Consider the following 14,954-nt stretch of genomic DNA (forward strand, 5'->3'; position numbering starts at 1 on the left):
TCCTTTCCTTATGTATACGTTCAATCCCGGCCCCTCCCAGGTTTACCCGGAGGTGCGCGACTACCTTACCGCGGCTTACGATGAAGGCTGGCTGTCGGCTCCCCACCGCGGGGAGAAGTTTACCGGCATGATGCGGCAGACCATCCTCGACCTGAAAGCCAAGCTCAACATTCCCCAGGACTACACCGTGCTGTTCATGGGCTCGGCTACGGAGTGCTGGGAAGTGCTGACCCAGAGCCTGACGCCGACCCGCAGCCATCACCTCTACAACGGGGCCTTCGGCGAAAAATGGTTTGAGTACGCCCGGGCCCAGCGCCCGGCCAGCACCGGCCACAGCTTCGGCCTCGACGAGCTGCCCGACATCACCGACCTGCCCCTGGGCGACGACACCGACCTGGTCTGCATCACCCAAAACGAAACGTCTACCGCCACCCAGCTGCGCGACGGCTTCATTCTGAATCTGTTCAACAAGCTGGGCCGGGCCCTGCTCGCCGTGGATGCTACGTCGTCGCTGGGCGGCATTCAGCTTAAGTATATCAAGGCCGACGTGTGGTACGGCTCGGTGCAGAAGTGCTTTGGGCTGCCGGCGGGCCTCTCGGTGATGGTGCTTTCGCCCCGGGCAGTAGCCCGGATGCGGCAGATCAACGAGCGGAGCCACTACAACAGCCTCACGGCCCAGTACGAGAAGATCCTGAACTACCAGACCACCCACACGCCCAACGTGCTGGGCTTGTACCTGCTGCACCGCACCCTGCAGGACCGGGCGCCTATCAAGTTTATTCACCAGCAGCTGCAGGAGCGGGCCACCAAGCTCTACGACTTCTTCGACGGCGCCACCCAGCTCAAGCCCCTGATTCAGAATCCTGAAACCCGCTCGACAACCGTGGTGGCCCTGCAGGCCGCGCCAGCCGTCATCGAGGACGTCAAGCGTCGGGCCCTGCAGCAGGGCCTGCAGCTCGGCAGCGGCTACGGCAACCTGAAAGCCAACACCCTGCGCATCGCCAACTTTCCCGCCATTCCCGACGCCGCCTACGAGCAGCTGGTTCAGTTCATCGCCCGGGACTTTGCCTAAAAGCGTATGGGTGACGTCGTGAGCGGGTATAACTGCTTTTCAGCGGACTCTTGCTGGCTCATTGCCCTCCAAATTCGCCTATGTTCAGTTTAAAGGAAATTCTGTCGGTCACGCTCACCCTGTTTGCCATCATTGATATTCTGGGGTCCATCCCGATCATCATTCAGATCCGGCAGCGCGAGGGCAAGATCCACTCGGAAAAGGCGACCATCGTAGCGGGGGTGCTGATGGTGGCTTTTCTGTTCGTGGGCCAGAGCATCCTGTCCCTGATCGGGGTTGACTTCCAGTCGTTTGCCCTGGCCGGGGCTATTGTCATCTTCCTGATCGGGCTGGAAATGATTCTGGGTATTCAGCTGTTTCGGTCCGACCCGCTGGCTTCGTCGGGCTCTATTGTGCCCCTGGCCTTTCCGCTGATTGTGGGGGCCGGCACCATGACGACCCTGCTTTCGCTCCGGGCCGCTTACTCCCTGCCCAACGTGCTGGTAGGCATCGGCCTAAACCTGGTGTTCGTGTACATCGTGCTGAAAAGCAGCGTCTGGATCGAGCACAAGCTGGGCAAGGCCGGAGAAGACATTCTGCGCCGCGTTTTCGGCGTGATTCTGCTGGCCATTGCCATCAAGCTGTTTAAAGCCAATTTTTGACAGGTCTTAGGGCCTTAGGGCTTAGGGTCCAGTAGTTGGAGAACCACTTCTAAAACCTAAGCCCTAAGCCCCTAAGACCTAAGACCTCCTTATGATTCACCTCTACACCGACGGCTCTTCGCGGGGCAACCCGGGGCCTGGGGGCTACGGCACCATTCTGCGCTACGGACGGCACGAAAAGGAAATAACCCAGGGCTTCCGCCTGACCACTAACAACCGCATGGAGCTGCTGGCCGTGATTGTGGGGCTCGAGGCTGTAACCCGCCCGGAGCTGCCCATCACCGTCGTGACGGACTCGAAGTATGTGGTCGACGCGGTAGAAAAGCGCTGGGTGTTTGGCTGGGTCAACAAGCCGGACTTTGGCAAAAAAGCCAACGAGGACCTGTGGCGGCGGTTTCTGAAAATCTACCAGCAGCGCACCGTGCGCTTTCAGTGGGTGCGCGGCCACAACGGCCACCCCGAAAACGAGCGGTGCGACCGGCTGGCAGTCTATAGTGCTGAGAACGGCCCCTTATTGATAGACGCCGGCTACGAAGCCGCCGTGGGCCGGTAATAGCAGCCGGCCCCGCGTATCGTTGCGTGACCTCGTGGTAACGGCGCGCACGACACGCTGAGCCGGTGCTGCGCGCCCCGAACGAATTATCCATCAACTGCCATTTAAGCCATCTTAGCCCGGCTTACCGTAGACTAGCAGCCCTATGAAGAACTTTCCCGCCTTTGCCTTGCTGCTCCTCGCTCTGGGCGCTTGTCAGCAGCAAACCGAAACCACTTCCTCCCGGGGTCCGCAGAGCGAGCCGGTCACGGTGCCGTGCCGCTGCCCCAGTGAGCTGCCCGTGTCGGACACGCGGCCCGATACCACGTTTCAGTTTTCCAACGGGCAGGCCATTTCGGTGTGCGGGCTGCGGGAGCAGGTCCGGAACCTGAGCTACTACTCGGAGTTTGCCGTTTCGGGCTGCCAGACCAATCAGGTGCTCAAGTACTGGGATGCCCGGCAGCGCTGCCAGCTGGCCTTCGGAGCCGATACGCTCACGGTAGAGTCGTTGCTGAACCTGCCGGCGGGCCCTAACTTCCGCTACACCCTGGTTCCCTTCATCATCGACCAGTTTTATCCGCTGCGCAACGGCGTCCGCTACATTTCCAACTTCAACCGTGGCATCCGCCCCTATGCCGCCGCCGACCTGCGGCGTATTAGCAAGGACTACGCCCGCCTCCCCGAGCTTACCGACGCCGAAAAGCTGGAGCTGGCCAACCGCCTGTTCGTGGCCTCCCTGGGCGGGGATGACACATCGGCCAGCTCGTTCCGGCAGCTGAAAAGCAGCTTTGCCGGCGGCAGCGCCAACGCGGCGGAATACGCCGAGCTGAACCGCCTGCTGGTACTCTGGCAGCGGGGCGGCACCCCGCCCAAATCCTGACTTGGAACCGTGCCCAACCCCTATTTTCAATTTAAGCAGTTCCTGGTGCGGCAGGACGGCTGCGCCATGAAGGTCTGCACCGATGCCTGCGTGCTGGGCGCGGCGGCCGACCTGACCGGGGCTACGCGCATCCTGGACGTTGGTACCGGCACCGGCCTGCTGGCCTTAATGGCGGCCCAGCGCACCGCCGGAGCAACTATTGAGGCCGTGGAACTGGACGTGAAAGCCGCCGGTCAGGCCGCCGATAATGTGGGAGCCTCCCCCTGGGGTAACCGAATCCGGGTCCATGCGCAGAGTCTGCAGGAGTTTGCCGCCACCTTTCCCCCACCCTTCGACCATATTCTCTGTAACCCTCCCTTTTTCCGCAACTCCCTCCGCTCTCCTGACGCTGCCCGCACCACGGCCCGCCATACCGCCCCGGATACGCTTTCGTTTGCCGAGCTGGCCGGTTTTGCCCAAGCGTTTCTGCTCCCGGCGGGCAGGCTAACCGTGCTGCTGCCCCCGCCGGAAATGGCACACTTCGAACAAGACGCCGCGGCTACGGGCCTGTACCCGCTTACCCGCCTCGTGCTGCAGCACAGCCCGACGACAAAACCGCTGCGTCATATTACCGCTTTTGGCCGACAGCAGCACCCCTGTCAGCAAACAACGCTGCCTGTCTATGAAGCCGGAGCACCGGTCTACTCCCCGGCATTCCGGAAACTGCTACAGGACTTTTACCTGGCCTTTTAACTACCGGCTCCAGCCGCCGTAGCTGCTCCAGCTGATTGAGCTTATCCTGGTATTCGGTGGTGAGCAGATTCTGAGCCATTGGCCCACCCCCCGCGGCCCAGCAGCGGCGCAGCCCGGTGTCACTAACCAGCCCCGCATGCCGGGCCCGCAGCCCGTTTACATACGAGGAAACCACGCATTCCTCAACGATGGTGCTGGCGCTATCGTGTCGTTTCCTGTTCTACGAAATCAATGCCGTAGTCGGCCCGCAGCTCCGCCAGGATCGGCTCGTACAGGTCGGGGCTTGTTGGAATCACCACTCCCCGCTGGGTTAGCTCCCCACGCAGCAGGCGGCGCACCGCCATTCCCAGCGGTAGGCCGACCGTTTTGGCCATGGCGGTATGCGTGGCATCATCCCCCAGCACTACGAGCGACGACGTGCTCCGGTGGGTTTTGCCGTTCAGCTCGAACTCGAACAGGTGCTGCATCACGATCATGTCGTGGTCGCCTTCCTGCAGCTGCCATTTGCGGGTAAGCAGCCGCTCCAGGAGTTGCGCCGGCGTGGCATCAGCCAGCCCTACCACCTCATCAGACCACAGTCCCAGCCACTGCAGGCGACTGATTTCCTCGCTTTCGGGGGCCAGGTTCAGGTACTGGGCCAGCCGTGTAGACAAGGGTAGCTGCAGGCCGGGCCGAAGCACGGGCAGGTAGGATTCGAGCAGTTCGGCCCAGGTCATCGTCGCCGGGTTTCCCAGGCGGCCTGAGTCGTCGGTCAGGCCGAGGTGTACCAGGGCGGCCCAGGCAGCGCAGTAGCCCGGGCGGCGTAGGGTGCCGCGCAGGATGGTGGGAATGGCGTCGAGGCCGTAGGGCGCGCGGTAGCTCAGCGAGTCCCGGTTGGCGTAGCCTTCAAACTGTCCGAAGCCGGGTACGTCGAGCAGCTCCGTCCGGCGGAACAGCTGCTGGTAGGGAATGTAGCGCGGATGCCCGTGCTCCAGGTACTTGGCGGTTCCCTGCCCGGCGAGCACCACGTTGCGCGGGTTCCAGGTGAACTTGTAGCGCCACGGGTTATTGCCTTCCGAGTCCGGCGCCATCAGCCCCCCGCAGTAGGATTTAAACGAAGTCAGCTGCCCGCCCCGGGCCCGGATGTGGCGCAGCACCGCCATGGCCGACATGTGGTCTAGTCCCGGATCGAGTCCGCACTCCATCAGCAGGGTGATGCCCGCGGCTTCGGCTTCCGGCCCCAGCGCCCGAATGTCGTCTGACACGTAGCTGGCCGTGGCCAGGTGGCGGCGGTGGCGAAGACAGGCATGGGCCACGGTCAGGTGAAGCAGGGCCGGCAGCATCGAAATTACGACGTCCGCAGCGGCAACCAGCTCTTCCAGTCGGTCCTCTTCCTCGATGCTGAACGGCACGGCCCGGGCAAATTCGCTGTGGGCGGCCAGCACCGGGGCCAGATGAGCCGGGTTTACGTCGCCCACGGTCAGCTGCCAGTTCTCGACAGGCGCGTAGCGAAGCAGGTATTGAATCAGGGAAGAAGCCGAGCGGCCAGCCCCCAGCAGTAGAATGCGCGCCATAGCAAGCAGAATGAGGTGATGCCCCGGTAATGCTGCTCGGCTGATTGGGGCCCGGGCCGATAGCAGGGCAAAACTGCAAAAAAGAACCGGGCCTGCCCAGGCGGATACAGCCGGCAGCGGTACGACACGCAGCTAAAAAATCTTATTGAGTATTCTTAACCCCAAATTGTCTAATTTCACCGCCCCTTACTCAGCCGGGGCGGCTTCTGGTGCCGGCTCGCGCCTATTTTCCTGCGAATGGCCCACCCCCTCCACCTGACCATCACGGTCGACGTCCTGGCTTCCGAAACCGAACTGACTTCCGCCGAGGCACTGGTCTGGCAGCAGGCCCGCGCCGCCACCGACCATGCTTACGCCCCCTATTCCCACTTTCACGTGGGGGCCGCGCTGCTGCTGGAGGATGGCTCCGTCTTTCAGGGCACCAACCAGGAAAATGCCGCTTACCCCTCCGGCCTCTGTGCCGAGCGGACCGCGCTGTTCGGGCTGGCGGCCAGCAAGCCCCAGAGCCGGATTGTCGGTATGGCCGTAGCAGCCCGTCCCGCGCGTGGCGACTTCGGGCCGGCTATGCCCTGCGGCGCCTGCCGGCAGGTGATGACGGAGTACGAAAACCGCCAGGGCCAGCCCATTCCTTTGCTGCTTCCGGGTCCGAACGCCACCATCTACCGTTTTCGCAGCCTGGGCGACCTGCTGCCCTTCCAGTTTTCCGCCGACGATCTGCCGGCCCGGTAAAACAGTAAGCGGGCGGGTAAGTTGACGTCGTATCTGCGGCAGAATTTCACTCGTTGCTCAGCCTCGTACCGCTTGCTTACCACACCCTTCATGGCTCTGGAACGACAGCTCACGGTTGCGCGCACGGCCCGGTACTACCAGCTTGGGGAGCTGACGGCGGCTACGCGGCAGGTGTGGTTTGTGTGCCACGGCTACGGGCAGCTCGCCGCTTATTTTGTTCGCCACTTTGCGGGGCTTACCGCGGCTGATCCTACCCTGGTGGTTATTGCGCCGGAAGGATTGTCGCGCTTCTACCTGCAGGGGAACGGCGGACGCGTAGGCGCTTCCTGGATGACCCGAGAAGACCGGCTTTCGGAAATAGACGATTACGTAGCTTACCTCAATCAGCTGAGCAGCGCCGTGCTCAGCTCCTGCCCCACTCCGCCCAGCGTCACGGTGCTGGGGTTTTCCCAGGGGGCGGCCACCGTGAGCCGCTGGCTGGCCCGGGCCCCGTTCCGGCCTTCCCGGCTTATCCTGTGGGCCGGGGCCTTTCCCGAAGACATCGACTTTACCGTGGCCACGCACCTGCTGCACGCCCTGCCGATATCTCTTGTATGCGGCGACCAGGATGAGTATATCTCCGCTGAGGCGCTGAACCGTCAGGTAGCCTTCCTGCGGGGCTTGGGAGTGGAGCCCGAAGTACGATGTTTCGCGGGCAAGCACGAGCTTAATGCCGCCCTGCTGCAGCAGCTGCGCCAGGATGCAAGTCCCGGCGCGCTTTAGTCGCGTTTGAACTGGTAGGCAGAAGCCTGCGCCCGGGGCAGCAGCAGTACCTCGGCAATGTTGACGTGGGGCGGGCGCGTCACCATAAACTGGATTACCTCCGCCACATCCTGCGCCGACAAAGGCTGGTAGCCCTGGTAGACAGCGGACGCCCGCTGCACGTCACCTTTAAAGCGAACCTGGGAAAACTCGGTTTCCACCGCCCCCGGGTTTACCTCGGCCACCCGGATGCCATGGGGCAGCAGATCCATCCGCATTCCTTTGGTAAGGGCCGCCACGGCCGCTTTAGAGGCACAGTACACGTTACCGTTGGCATACGTCTCGTGCCCGGCCAGGGAGCCGATATTCACAATGTGTCCCTGCTGCCGCGCAATCATGCCCGGCATAATGGCCCGTGACACGTTCAGCAGCCCCTTCACGTTGCTGTCGAGCATAAAGTCCCAGTCGGCCGGGTCTCCGTCCTGCACCGGGCCTAAGCCGTGAGCCCCGCCGGCGCTGTTGATCAGCACGTCAATCTGTTGAAACGCCGTGGGCAGGCTGCCAATTGCTGCTTCGGTAGCCGCCCGGTCGCGCACGTCGAAGGTCAACAGGTGCACCGGGGTGGAAACGAGCTCCCGGGCCAGCGCATCGAGCCGCTCGAGCCGGCGCCCGGTTATTACCAACTGAAAGCCAGCCTGGGCCAGCGCCACCGCTGTAGCCCGCCCGATTCCGGAAGAAGCCCCGGTGATAAGTGCAGTACGCGTCATAAGAACAGGAGCTTTCCAACCGGAAAGCGCAAGGGTAAAAGGGCGGAAAAGGGCCGGGCTCTACTCGAAGGTGAAGTAGAGCGTCACCGTGTTGCTTTTCATGCTTTGCAGACTGCTGCTGTAGATGTCCCGGTTGGGAATAAGCAGATTCTTCATGCCGTGGGAAAAGCGCAGCTCGGGCGCAAACTTGAACAGCGGGTAAAACAGGTCGAGTCCGACGCCATATTCAATGGCAATGTCGCTGTCGGCGGCCCGGAGCTGGTTTCGCTCGGGGTCCCGGCGGCGGTTACCTACGTTTACGCTGGGCTTTACGCCGCCCACCAGGTACACCCGGGTGTTGCGTCGCCGCTCCGACTTATACTTCAGCAGCAGCGGGAAGTCAATCTGCGTCGAGCCTACCTCCTGCGTTTTAATGGAATCGGCGGGAGAGTAGCCGGCCGGCAAAAACTCTACCTGCCGGGTAATGAAGCTCACGCCGGGAGCAAAGCGCAGGTTGAAGTAGTCGGCCAGGCGTACGTCGGCCACAAACCCTACTGACAGGCCTGGGCTGATGATGGAGTTGGCGGCTACTCCCCGGTTGGTGCCGATGTTGTTGGTGTACGACTTCGACTGCTCAATCTTATACCGGGAAAAGTTGGGAGCAATGTAGAAGCCGGGGTGAAACCACTTGTCGTCGTAGCCGGTCAGGTTGTTTACCGTAATCGACTTGACCTGCCCTTTGTTGCCCCGGCTGGCCCGGTCCTTTTTCTGCGCCTGGGTGCTCAGGGGCTGCAGGCCGAGAAGCACGGTCAGTACGGCCAGCGCCCCTATTTGTGAGCGGTGTAAATGGAGCTTATGCCAAAAGTGAGGGGTTGCCATGCAGGATTTTTGAAACCGACTTGCGAAAGAATAGCCAGGAAATGGGGGCCATCCGGGAAAGCCTGCACCGATTCGGGCAGGTACGTGTACGCCGCGCGGTCTTTGGAAATGAGTTTACCGAATACCGGCAGAATACGCCGGAAATAGAAATTATACGCCTGTTTCATTGGAAACGCCGTGGGCTTGGAAAATTCCAGAATCACCACTTTGCCCCCGGGGCGCAAAACGCGCTGCATCTCAGCCAGACCCTTGGTCAGGTTTTCAAAGTTGCGTACGCCAAACGAGGCCGTCACGGCGTCGAAGTGGTTGTCGGGAAAAGGCAGGTTCTCGGAGTCGCCCAGCTCCAAGGTGATGCGGTCATTCAGGCCTTTGGCAGTAAGCTTGCGCCGTCCTACCTCCAGCATCCCTTCCGAGATGTCTACGCCCGTCACCTTGGTTTCGGGGGCCAGCCGCAGACTTTCAATGGCGAAATCGCCCGTGCCGGTAGCAATATCCAGAATCCGGGCCGGGCGCATTTCTTTCAGCTGATTTACGGCTTGCCGCCGCCAGTAGATATCGGTGCCCGCACTTAAAAAGTGATTTAGAAAGTCATATTTACCAGCAATGCTGTTAAACATCTGGGCTACCTGTGACTTTTTGCCGGCAGCATCATCTTTGTAGGGAACAACGGACATATTCAGAAGCAAATAACGCAAGTCGTTGGGCCGAATTGCCCAAACTTAACGCCCAACCGGGCATAAAGTTGAAAAAAAAGGCCGGGCAGTGTGCCCGGCCTTTTTCAGAAGCGTGCGGAAAGGCTTATTCGTTGCCGACTTTCACCTTGGTTTTCTCGCCGGTGCCATCCGAAGCTTTCGACTTCAGCTCGCCTTCTTTGCTTACGTCTTTGGTCTTCTCACCAGCAGGGCCTTTGGTTTTTACCTTCACTTTGTCGCTGTCCTCGTCTACCTTGGTTTTCACCTTGGTGCCGTCGGTCATCTTGACCTTGCTTTTGCCAGGCTGCAAAGGAGCTACCGAGCTGCTCGTGCCGGTACCGGTTGCACCGGTAGTCGTGCTACCAGTCCCCGTGCCGGTAGCACCCGAGCCAGAGCCCGTGCCGCTGGCGCCAGCGCCCGGGGCGCTCATCACGTCCTGCAGGGTCTGACCTTCCTTCAGAACCGGACGGAACTCGGTGCGGCGGTTAAGCTGCATGTTCTCGGGCGAATCGTTCGGGGCAGCCGGACGACGCTCGCCGTAGCTAACCGTTACCATGCGGGTGCCGGCAACACCCGACTTCTTCAGGTAGTTGTAAGCAGCCTGGGCGCGGTTCTGGCCCAGTACCATGTTGTACTCGTCGGTGTTGCGCGAGTCGCAGTGACCTTCCAGCGAAAGCGTCAGGCCCGGGTTCTGCTTCAGGATGCCCGAGATTTTGTTCAGCTCGGTAATCGACTCCGGCCGCAGGGTGTACTTGTCGGTATCGAAGTAGATGTTCTTGAACGCCGTCATGCCGCTGGTCAGGGTGTCCACATACGGCACGTAGAAGTTCTTCACGATGCTGGTCGTGTCGTTGGTCGACACCGGCACCTGGAACTCTTCCGTGGTAATGTTCTTACCATCTTTCGAAACCGATACTTGGTAGGGACGGCCCGAGAGAACCGTTACCGAGTAGTCGCCCGTGGGCTTGGTAACATCCCGGAAGCTTAGTGCCGTTTTGTCGGCCTGGGCGCCGCTGAACACCAGCTCAACCCCGGGGATAACCGTGGTGCTGTCGCGGGCCGAGAACACTTTGCCCCGGATGATGGTGTTTTTGATGTAGTTGATGGTGTAGATGTCCTTCTCGCCGTAGCCGCCGATGCGGTAGCTCGACAGGTAGGCGTAGCTCCCATCCGGGCTCAGACGGTAGTAGGTATCATCGTCCGGCGTGTTCACGGGGTAACCCATGTTCTCCACCTGGCCCCACTTACGGCCGATTTCGTCCCACTCCGACTTGAAGATGTCGTAGCCGCCCATCGTGTTATGACCACGCGAGGCGAAGTAGAGCGTTTTGCCATCCCGGCTCAGGTACGGGCTATCGTCGTCGTACTTGGTGTTAATGGTGTTGCCCAGGGTCTTGGGCTCGCCCCAGTCACCACCCGCCTGGCGGGTAGCGTAGTACAGGTCCAGGGTGCCGTCCTCGGAGTACTTACCCGTGGAGAAGTAAATGGTCAGGCCGTCCGGCGCAATGTAGGCATCTGATTCAAAGGCAGCTGAATTGATGTTGTTGTTCAGTTTTTTCGGGGCAGCCCAGTCCCCGCCAGTCTTCTCGGAGTAGAAGATGTCGCCGTTTTCGTCGTTGCGGTACAGCAGCATCTTCTGGTCGTTGTCGAACACCTGAATCGATGCGTCGTGACCTTTACCGTTCAGCGCTTCGCTCAGGGAGCGGGGCTTTTCCCACTCATCCGCCCCGAGGCGCTTGGTTTCGTAGATGTTCTCGTAGTACTGGCCGTCGTAGGCGATGCCGCCTTTGCCTTTCTGCTTACCCTTCATGTCTTCCGCAACCGGCACATTGCTCATGTTGTCGGAACGGGAAGTGAAGAGCAGGATCTTATCGTCGGTGGAGATAACCGGGCTGTGCTCCGACCACTGGGTGTTAATGGTGGGGCCCAGGTTTTTCACGAAGATATCCTTGGGGCTGTTGAACTGCACCTTGGCGTTCTTGCTCTGCTGAATCAGCTGAGCAAGAGCGGTCTTGCGGGTGTCATTCTTCTTCAGCGTGACGTTGTACGCCTGGTAGTGCGCAATGGCCTCGTCGAAGTTGTAGTTCAGGTGGTCAACGCGACCAAGCCAGTATTCGACGTCTTTCGACACTTTGGGTTTGAGCCGCTGAGCCTTGTAGATATAGTCGCTGGCTTTTTCCTTGTCGAACGACATATACGAAATACCTGCCCGGAACAGCGCCAAGGCGTTGTTCGGCTCCTTGGCCAGCACTTGCTCGTAGTAAGGAATGGAGGCCCGGTAGTTCTCTTGTTCGAAGAACTTATTTGCAGTCTTCAAGTCCTTGCGGGTGCTCTGTGCCAGCGCAGGCTGGGCCACGGCGGCGGCAAGGGCGAAGGTGCAAGAGGCTTTCAATAACCTTCTGACTAAGTTGTCCATTGTAGGAGGGGTTTTGGAAATAAAGGAGTTGCGGGAAGGTTTGTTCAACACAAAAGATGGCGTTTTCCAGCCCGAGCTTCTGCAGAGTGTTTTTTTAAGGTTGCCTCTTATACTTAAAACCTGCGTCAGGGTTAAGGAGAGGGCCTTAATTTTTTAAAGCGAAAGCAGAAATTAGCTCCCTGCCGTAAAAAGGCCGGAATCTAGTTTAAGCCAAATGACCATTACGTGGGCAAAGGTAGAATTTTTATTATATGACCGGCTTCTAATACAGCTGATCTAAAACCTCTACGCAGTTGCTGGAAATACGGTTTTTCGAAAGATCGAAGAATTCAGGTGATGCGATGCAAACCGCGCAAATATAGGTGGGCTTTATAAATTACAAGGAAATCAACTAAAATTTTACCCCCTACGCTGCACTTTCTTTCGGCTACCTTTGCTTGAGCTTTCCATTTGGTACCGTGTATGATTATCCGCGAAGCGAAATTTCTGGCCAGTAATTCGCGCGTTGACCAGTGCCCACCCGCAACGCTGCCCGAGTACGCCTTTATCGGGCGCTCCAACGTGGGCAAGTCCTCCCTCATCAATATGCTGACCGGGCACAAGGGGCTGGCCAAGACCTCCTCACTGCCGGGAAAAACGCAGCTCATCAATCATTTCCTGATCAACGGGCAGTGGTATCTGGTGGACTTGCCCGGCTACGGCTACGCGAAAGTGAGCAAGGATTCCCGCGTTCAGTGGGGCCGGATGATTAATTTCTACCTGCACAACCGCGAAAACCTGACCTGCCTGTTCGTGCTGATCGACTCCCGCCACGCCCCGTTGGCAGTGGATCTGGAGTTTCTGGAAACGCTGGGCAAGGATGGAATTCCCTTTGTCATCATCTTTACAAAGGCTGACAAGCAGTCGGGCTCCCGCACCCAGCAGAACGTGAACAGCTACCGGCTGAAGCTGGCTGAAACCTGGGATGAACTGCCCCGCACCTTCGTGACTTCAGCCACCGACCAGACCGGCCGGGACGAGGTGCTGGCCTTTATTCAGGAGGTGAATCAGCAGATAGGGCAAAAAACAGATAATGCGTAGATTGGCCCTGGATTTGCCTAATGCGGCAAACTCAACGTCAACCTTCTACTTCTTCTTTTTTTCTTCAGTTTCCATGAAAAAAATATTTCTTCTGGTAGGCGTATGCCTGCTTGCCGCTACTGCCCCGACCCTGGCGCAGAGCGCTCCGGGAGCCTCCGTGACCCCGGCAGGCATGAAAGCTCCGGTAGCTGTGGCTGAGTACTACGAGGGCGGGCAGGAAGCCATGTACGCCTTCATTGAGAAAGAGCTGAAATACCCCGTGGAGGCCCTGCGTCGCCGGGTACGGGGTACTACAATCCTGAGCTTTACGCTCAATATGGATGGCACCATGTCCGGAATCAAGCTGGTCAAAGGAATTGGTGGGGGCTGCGACGCCGAAGCTGAGCGGGTCGTACGGCTGCTTAAATTCAAGAAGCCCCCGTATCCTGTCCTGACTTCCCTGCCTATCGTATTCAAGCTGCCCGGTGCCGCACCGGCGGCGGCAGCCTCCCCCCAGTAACCCGAACTTTCTACCAACCCTTTTTTCTATGCCCTACGACCTGAAGGAAATCGCTGCCATCAGCGGTATGCCAGGCCTGTACCGCCTGATGCGCCCCACCCGCGCCGGCGTCATTATCGAATCGCTGGATGAGCGGGGCACCCGCTCGGTAGCCTCAGCCCGCAACAAGGTTTCCCTGCTGCAGGAGATTTCCATCTATACCGCCGACTACGACACTACGGTGCCCCTGACGGAAGTATTCGACCGGATTCATCAGAAATATGGCACGGATCTGACCGTGACCAGCAAATCGGATGACCGCGACCTGGTGGCGTTCATGGAAGAAATCATTCCGGACTACGACCGGCAGCGCGTGTACCTTTCCGACATCAAAAAGCTCGTGACCTGGTACCGCGCGGTGAGCAGCCGCCTGGAGTACCAGGAAGGCACCACGGAAGAAGGTGGCGACGACACCAACGACCAGGAGCCGATGGGCGACGAGGCGATGAGCACAGCGGGCGTAATTCCGGCGTCCATCGAAAACGACGAGCCGGCCAACCCAGAGGCCGCTTCGGAGGACAAGCCGAAAAAAACGCGCAAAAAGGCTGAGTAAGCCCCTGCTGGATTTCATTCAGGCAAAAGAAAAGCGCCGCCCCAGTTGGAGCGGCGCTTTTCTTTTGCCTGACTTGAGACGAACTAGGCGGTGGTAGCCTCCGGGGCATGCTCCTTGGCCATAAACTCCTCGGCTTTGTTGACCAGCTCGGTGGAACCGATAAACAACGGGCTGCGGTCGTGCAGGCCTACCGGCTCCTGCTCCATAGTGCGGGTGCGGCCATTGCTGGACTTGCCACCGGCCTGCTCTACAATAAAGGCCAGGGCGTTGCACTCGTACATCAGGCGCAGCTTACCCTGGGGTGCCTTTTTCGTGGCCGGGTAGATATAAATGCCGCCCTTGAGCAGGTTGCGGTGAAAGTCAGCGACAAGGGAGCCGATGTAGCGGGCCGAGTAGTTGTTCTGCTTGCAGTAGGCAATGTAAGCCGTCATGCCTTCGGAGAAGTGCTCGGAGCTGCCTTCATTTACCGAGTAGATAGCGCCCGATTTGGGCGTGGTAATCTGAGGGTGCGACAAAAAGAACTCCCCCAGGGAAGGCTCGTAGGTGAAGCCGTTTACGCCGTTGCCGGTCGTATACACCAGCATGGTGCTCGAGCCATAAATTACGTAGCCGGCTGCGACCTGGTGCGTGCCCGTCTGCAGACAATCCTCGAGCGTGCCTTCGCAGCCGGTAGCGGAAATGCGGCGGTAGATGCTGAAGATGGTGCCGATGCTGACGTTGACATCGATGTTACTCGAGCCGTCGAGCGGATCGATGGCTACTACGTACTTGCCCTGGCAGTTGCCGGTCTGGATCATCTCCTCGTCTTCTTCGGAGATGATGGTGCATACCTCGCCCCCGTTGCGCAGGGCCCGGATAAAGCGGATGTTGGCAATGACGTCGAGCTTCTGCTGCTCTTCGCCCTGCACGTTGCGGTTGCCGTAAGCGCCGGCAATGTCGATCAGGCCGGAGCGGTTGATTTCGCGGTTTACAATTTTAGCAGCAAGGGCAATATCGCGCAGCAGCTGGGACAGTTCCCCGGTAGCGTAAGGGAAGTCCTCCTGCTTGCGCATGATAAACCGGTCGAGAGTAGTTCCAACGGGCAGCGCCAGTTTGTTGTGATCCATAGAGTGAGAAGAAGTGTGCGGTGGGTCTACAAAATTAAGCTTTTTCGCCACATCTGCGGCGGCC

16 protein-coding genes are annotated in these 14,954 nt (G+C 59.5%); 10 read left to right on the forward strand and 6 right to left on the reverse strand.

Annotation, left to right across the window (positions count from 1 at the left end; translation table 11 throughout):
- The first annotated feature begins 10 nt into the window (after positions 1 to 10).
- From LJY25_RS01315 to LJY25_RS01335, 5 genes are all read left to right on the forward strand, one after another.
- Positions 11 to 1,072, forward strand: coding sequence for an aminotransferase class V-fold PLP-dependent enzyme (locus LJY25_RS01315; protein WP_227606415.1), 1,062 nt, complete (start codon positions 11 to 13; stop codon positions 1,070 to 1,072).
- A gap of 80 nt (positions 1,073 to 1,152) precedes the next feature.
- On the forward strand, positions 1,153 to 1,713 hold the full coding sequence (locus tag LJY25_RS01320) for a MarC family protein (RefSeq protein WP_227606416.1): 561 nt from the start codon (positions 1,153 to 1,155) through the stop codon (positions 1,711 to 1,713).
- Positions 1,714 to 1,804: 91 nt separating this feature from the next.
- Positions 1,805 to 2,266, forward strand: a complete 462-nt coding sequence (rnhA, locus tag LJY25_RS01325) for a ribonuclease HI (protein WP_227606417.1) — start codon at positions 1,805 to 1,807, stop codon at positions 2,264 to 2,266.
- A 145-nt stretch (positions 2,267 to 2,411) separates the two neighbouring features.
- Positions 2,412 to 3,125, forward strand: coding sequence for a hypothetical protein (locus LJY25_RS01330; RefSeq protein ID WP_227606418.1), 714 nt, complete (start codon positions 2,412 to 2,414; stop codon positions 3,123 to 3,125).
- Between the two features lie 9 nt (positions 3,126 to 3,134).
- Positions 3,135 to 3,857 carry a tRNA1(Val) (adenine(37)-N6)-methyltransferase gene (locus tag LJY25_RS01335; protein WP_227606419.1) on the forward strand — a complete coding sequence of 241 codons (723 nt, stop codon included), beginning with the start codon at positions 3,135 to 3,137 and terminating at the stop codon, positions 3,855 to 3,857.
- A 200-nt stretch (positions 3,858 to 4,057) separates the two neighbouring features.
- Here LJY25_RS01335 and LJY25_RS01340 read toward each other — a convergent pair whose 3' ends face one another.
- Complete coding sequence (locus LJY25_RS01340) at positions 4,058 to 5,410, reverse strand: saccharopine dehydrogenase family protein (RefSeq protein ID WP_227606420.1); 1,353 nt, start codon at positions 5,408 to 5,410, stop codon at positions 4,058 to 4,060.
- 237 nt (positions 5,411 to 5,647) lie between these two features.
- Between LJY25_RS01340 and cdd the strand changes: the two genes are divergently transcribed.
- Together cdd and LJY25_RS01350 are read left to right on the forward strand one after the other, a co-directional pair.
- Positions 5,648 to 6,139, forward strand: coding sequence for a cytidine deaminase (cdd, locus tag LJY25_RS01345; RefSeq protein WP_227606421.1), 492 nt, complete (start codon positions 5,648 to 5,650; stop codon positions 6,137 to 6,139).
- Between the two features lie 90 nt (positions 6,140 to 6,229).
- Positions 6,230 to 6,901: an alpha/beta hydrolase gene (locus tag LJY25_RS01350; protein ID WP_227606422.1), complete on the forward strand. Its 672-nt coding sequence runs from the start codon at positions 6,230 to 6,232 to the stop codon at positions 6,899 to 6,901.
- Here LJY25_RS01350 and LJY25_RS01355 read toward each other — a convergent pair.
- From LJY25_RS01355 to LJY25_RS01370, 4 genes are all read right to left on the reverse strand, one after another.
- Positions 6,898 to 7,647 (reverse strand): SDR family NAD(P)-dependent oxidoreductase, encoded by a 750-nt coding sequence (locus tag LJY25_RS01355; RefSeq protein ID WP_227606423.1) that lies wholly within the window; start codon positions 7,645 to 7,647, stop codon positions 6,898 to 6,900. The genes LJY25_RS01350 and LJY25_RS01355 overlap by 4 nt on opposite strands.
- Before the next feature lie 60 nt (positions 7,648 to 7,707).
- A complete protein-coding gene (gene porT, locus LJY25_RS01360) occupies positions 7,708 to 8,433 on the reverse strand; it encodes a type IX secretion/gliding motility protein PorT/SprT (RefSeq protein WP_227606424.1) in 726 nt (241 codons plus the stop codon).
- Positions 8,434 to 8,453: 20 nt separating this feature from the next.
- Positions 8,454 to 9,179: a bifunctional demethylmenaquinone methyltransferase/2-methoxy-6-polyprenyl-1,4-benzoquinol methylase UbiE gene (gene ubiE / locus LJY25_RS01365; RefSeq protein WP_227606425.1), complete on the reverse strand. Its 726-nt coding sequence runs from the start codon at positions 9,177 to 9,179 to the stop codon at positions 8,454 to 8,456.
- A 124-nt stretch (positions 9,180 to 9,303) separates the two neighbouring features.
- Entirely contained in the window at positions 9,304 to 11,589 is a 2,286-nt protein-coding gene (locus LJY25_RS01370) for an OmpA family protein (RefSeq protein ID WP_227606426.1), read from the reverse strand.
- A gap of 486 nt (positions 11,590 to 12,075) precedes the next feature.
- Here LJY25_RS01370 and yihA point away from each other — a divergent pair, with 486 nt between their 5' ends.
- The 3 genes from yihA to LJY25_RS01385 all read left to right on the forward strand — a co-directional run bounded on the left by yihA (position 12,076) and on the right by LJY25_RS01385 (position 13,784).
- On the forward strand, positions 12,076 to 12,693 hold the full coding sequence (gene yihA, locus LJY25_RS01375) for a ribosome biogenesis GTP-binding protein YihA/YsxC (RefSeq protein ID WP_227606427.1): 618 nt from the start codon (positions 12,076 to 12,078) through the stop codon (positions 12,691 to 12,693).
- A 73-nt stretch (positions 12,694 to 12,766) separates the two neighbouring features.
- Positions 12,767 to 13,192, forward strand: a complete 426-nt coding sequence (locus LJY25_RS01380; protein ID WP_227606428.1) for an energy transducer TonB — start codon at positions 12,767 to 12,769, stop codon at positions 13,190 to 13,192.
- A gap of 28 nt (positions 13,193 to 13,220) precedes the next feature.
- Positions 13,221 to 13,784 carry a DUF5606 family protein gene (locus LJY25_RS01385; protein WP_227606429.1) on the forward strand — a complete coding sequence of 188 codons (564 nt, stop codon included), beginning with the start codon at positions 13,221 to 13,223 and terminating at the stop codon, positions 13,782 to 13,784.
- An 83-nt stretch (positions 13,785 to 13,867) separates the two neighbouring features.
- On the opposite strand, the gene fbp is transcribed toward LJY25_RS01385, so the two are convergent.
- On the reverse strand, positions 13,868 to 14,890 hold the full coding sequence (fbp, locus tag LJY25_RS01390; protein ID WP_227606430.1) for a class 1 fructose-bisphosphatase: 1,023 nt from the start codon (positions 14,888 to 14,890) through the stop codon (positions 13,868 to 13,870).
- Between the last annotated feature and the right edge of the window lie 64 nt (positions 14,891 to 14,954).

Origin of the sequence: Hymenobacter translucens (genome assembly GCF_020685205.1) — a bacterium.
GTDB lineage: Bacteria > Bacteroidota > Bacteroidia > Cytophagales > Hymenobacteraceae > Hymenobacter > Hymenobacter translucens.

What these genes read in the sequence shown, in the direction of transcription:
- LJY25_RS01315 (WP_227606415.1), top strand. Translation starts at nt 11, where the DNA reads ATGTATACGTTCAATCCCGGCCCCTCCCAGGTTTACCCGGAGGTGCGC.
- LJY25_RS01320 (WP_227606416.1), top strand. Translation starts at nt 1,153, where the DNA reads ATGTTCAGTTTAAAGGAAATTCTGTCGGTCACGCTCACCCTGTTTGCC.
- rnhA (WP_227606417.1), top strand. Translation starts at nt 1,805, where the DNA reads ATGATTCACCTCTACACCGACGGCTCTTCGCGGGGCAACCCGGGGCCT.
- LJY25_RS01330 (WP_227606418.1), top strand. Translation starts at nt 2,412, where the DNA reads ATGAAGAACTTTCCCGCCTTTGCCTTGCTGCTCCTCGCTCTGGGCGCT.
- LJY25_RS01340 (WP_227606420.1), bottom strand. Translation starts at nt 5,410, where the DNA reads ATGGCGCGCATTCTACTGCTGGGGGCTGGCCGCTCGGCTTCTTCCCTG.
- cdd (WP_227606421.1), top strand. Translation starts at nt 5,648, where the DNA reads ATGGCCCACCCCCTCCACCTGACCATCACGGTCGACGTCCTGGCTTCC.
- LJY25_RS01350 (WP_227606422.1), top strand. Translation starts at nt 6,230, where the DNA reads ATGGCTCTGGAACGACAGCTCACGGTTGCGCGCACGGCCCGGTACTAC.
- LJY25_RS01355 (WP_227606423.1), bottom strand. Translation starts at nt 7,647, where the DNA reads ATGACGCGTACTGCACTTATCACCGGGGCTTCTTCCGGAATCGGGCGG.
- ubiE (WP_227606425.1), bottom strand. Translation starts at nt 9,179, where the DNA reads ATGTCCGTTGTTCCCTACAAAGATGATGCTGCCGGCAAAAAGTCACAG.
- yihA (WP_227606427.1), top strand. Translation starts at nt 12,076, where the DNA reads ATGATTATCCGCGAAGCGAAATTTCTGGCCAGTAATTCGCGCGTTGAC.
- LJY25_RS01380 (WP_227606428.1), top strand. Translation starts at nt 12,767, where the DNA reads ATGAAAAAAATATTTCTTCTGGTAGGCGTATGCCTGCTTGCCGCTACT.
- LJY25_RS01385 (WP_227606429.1), top strand. Translation starts at nt 13,221, where the DNA reads ATGCCCTACGACCTGAAGGAAATCGCTGCCATCAGCGGTATGCCAGGC.
- fbp (WP_227606430.1), bottom strand. Translation starts at nt 14,890, where the DNA reads ATGGATCACAACAAACTGGCGCTGCCCGTTGGAACTACTCTCGACCGG.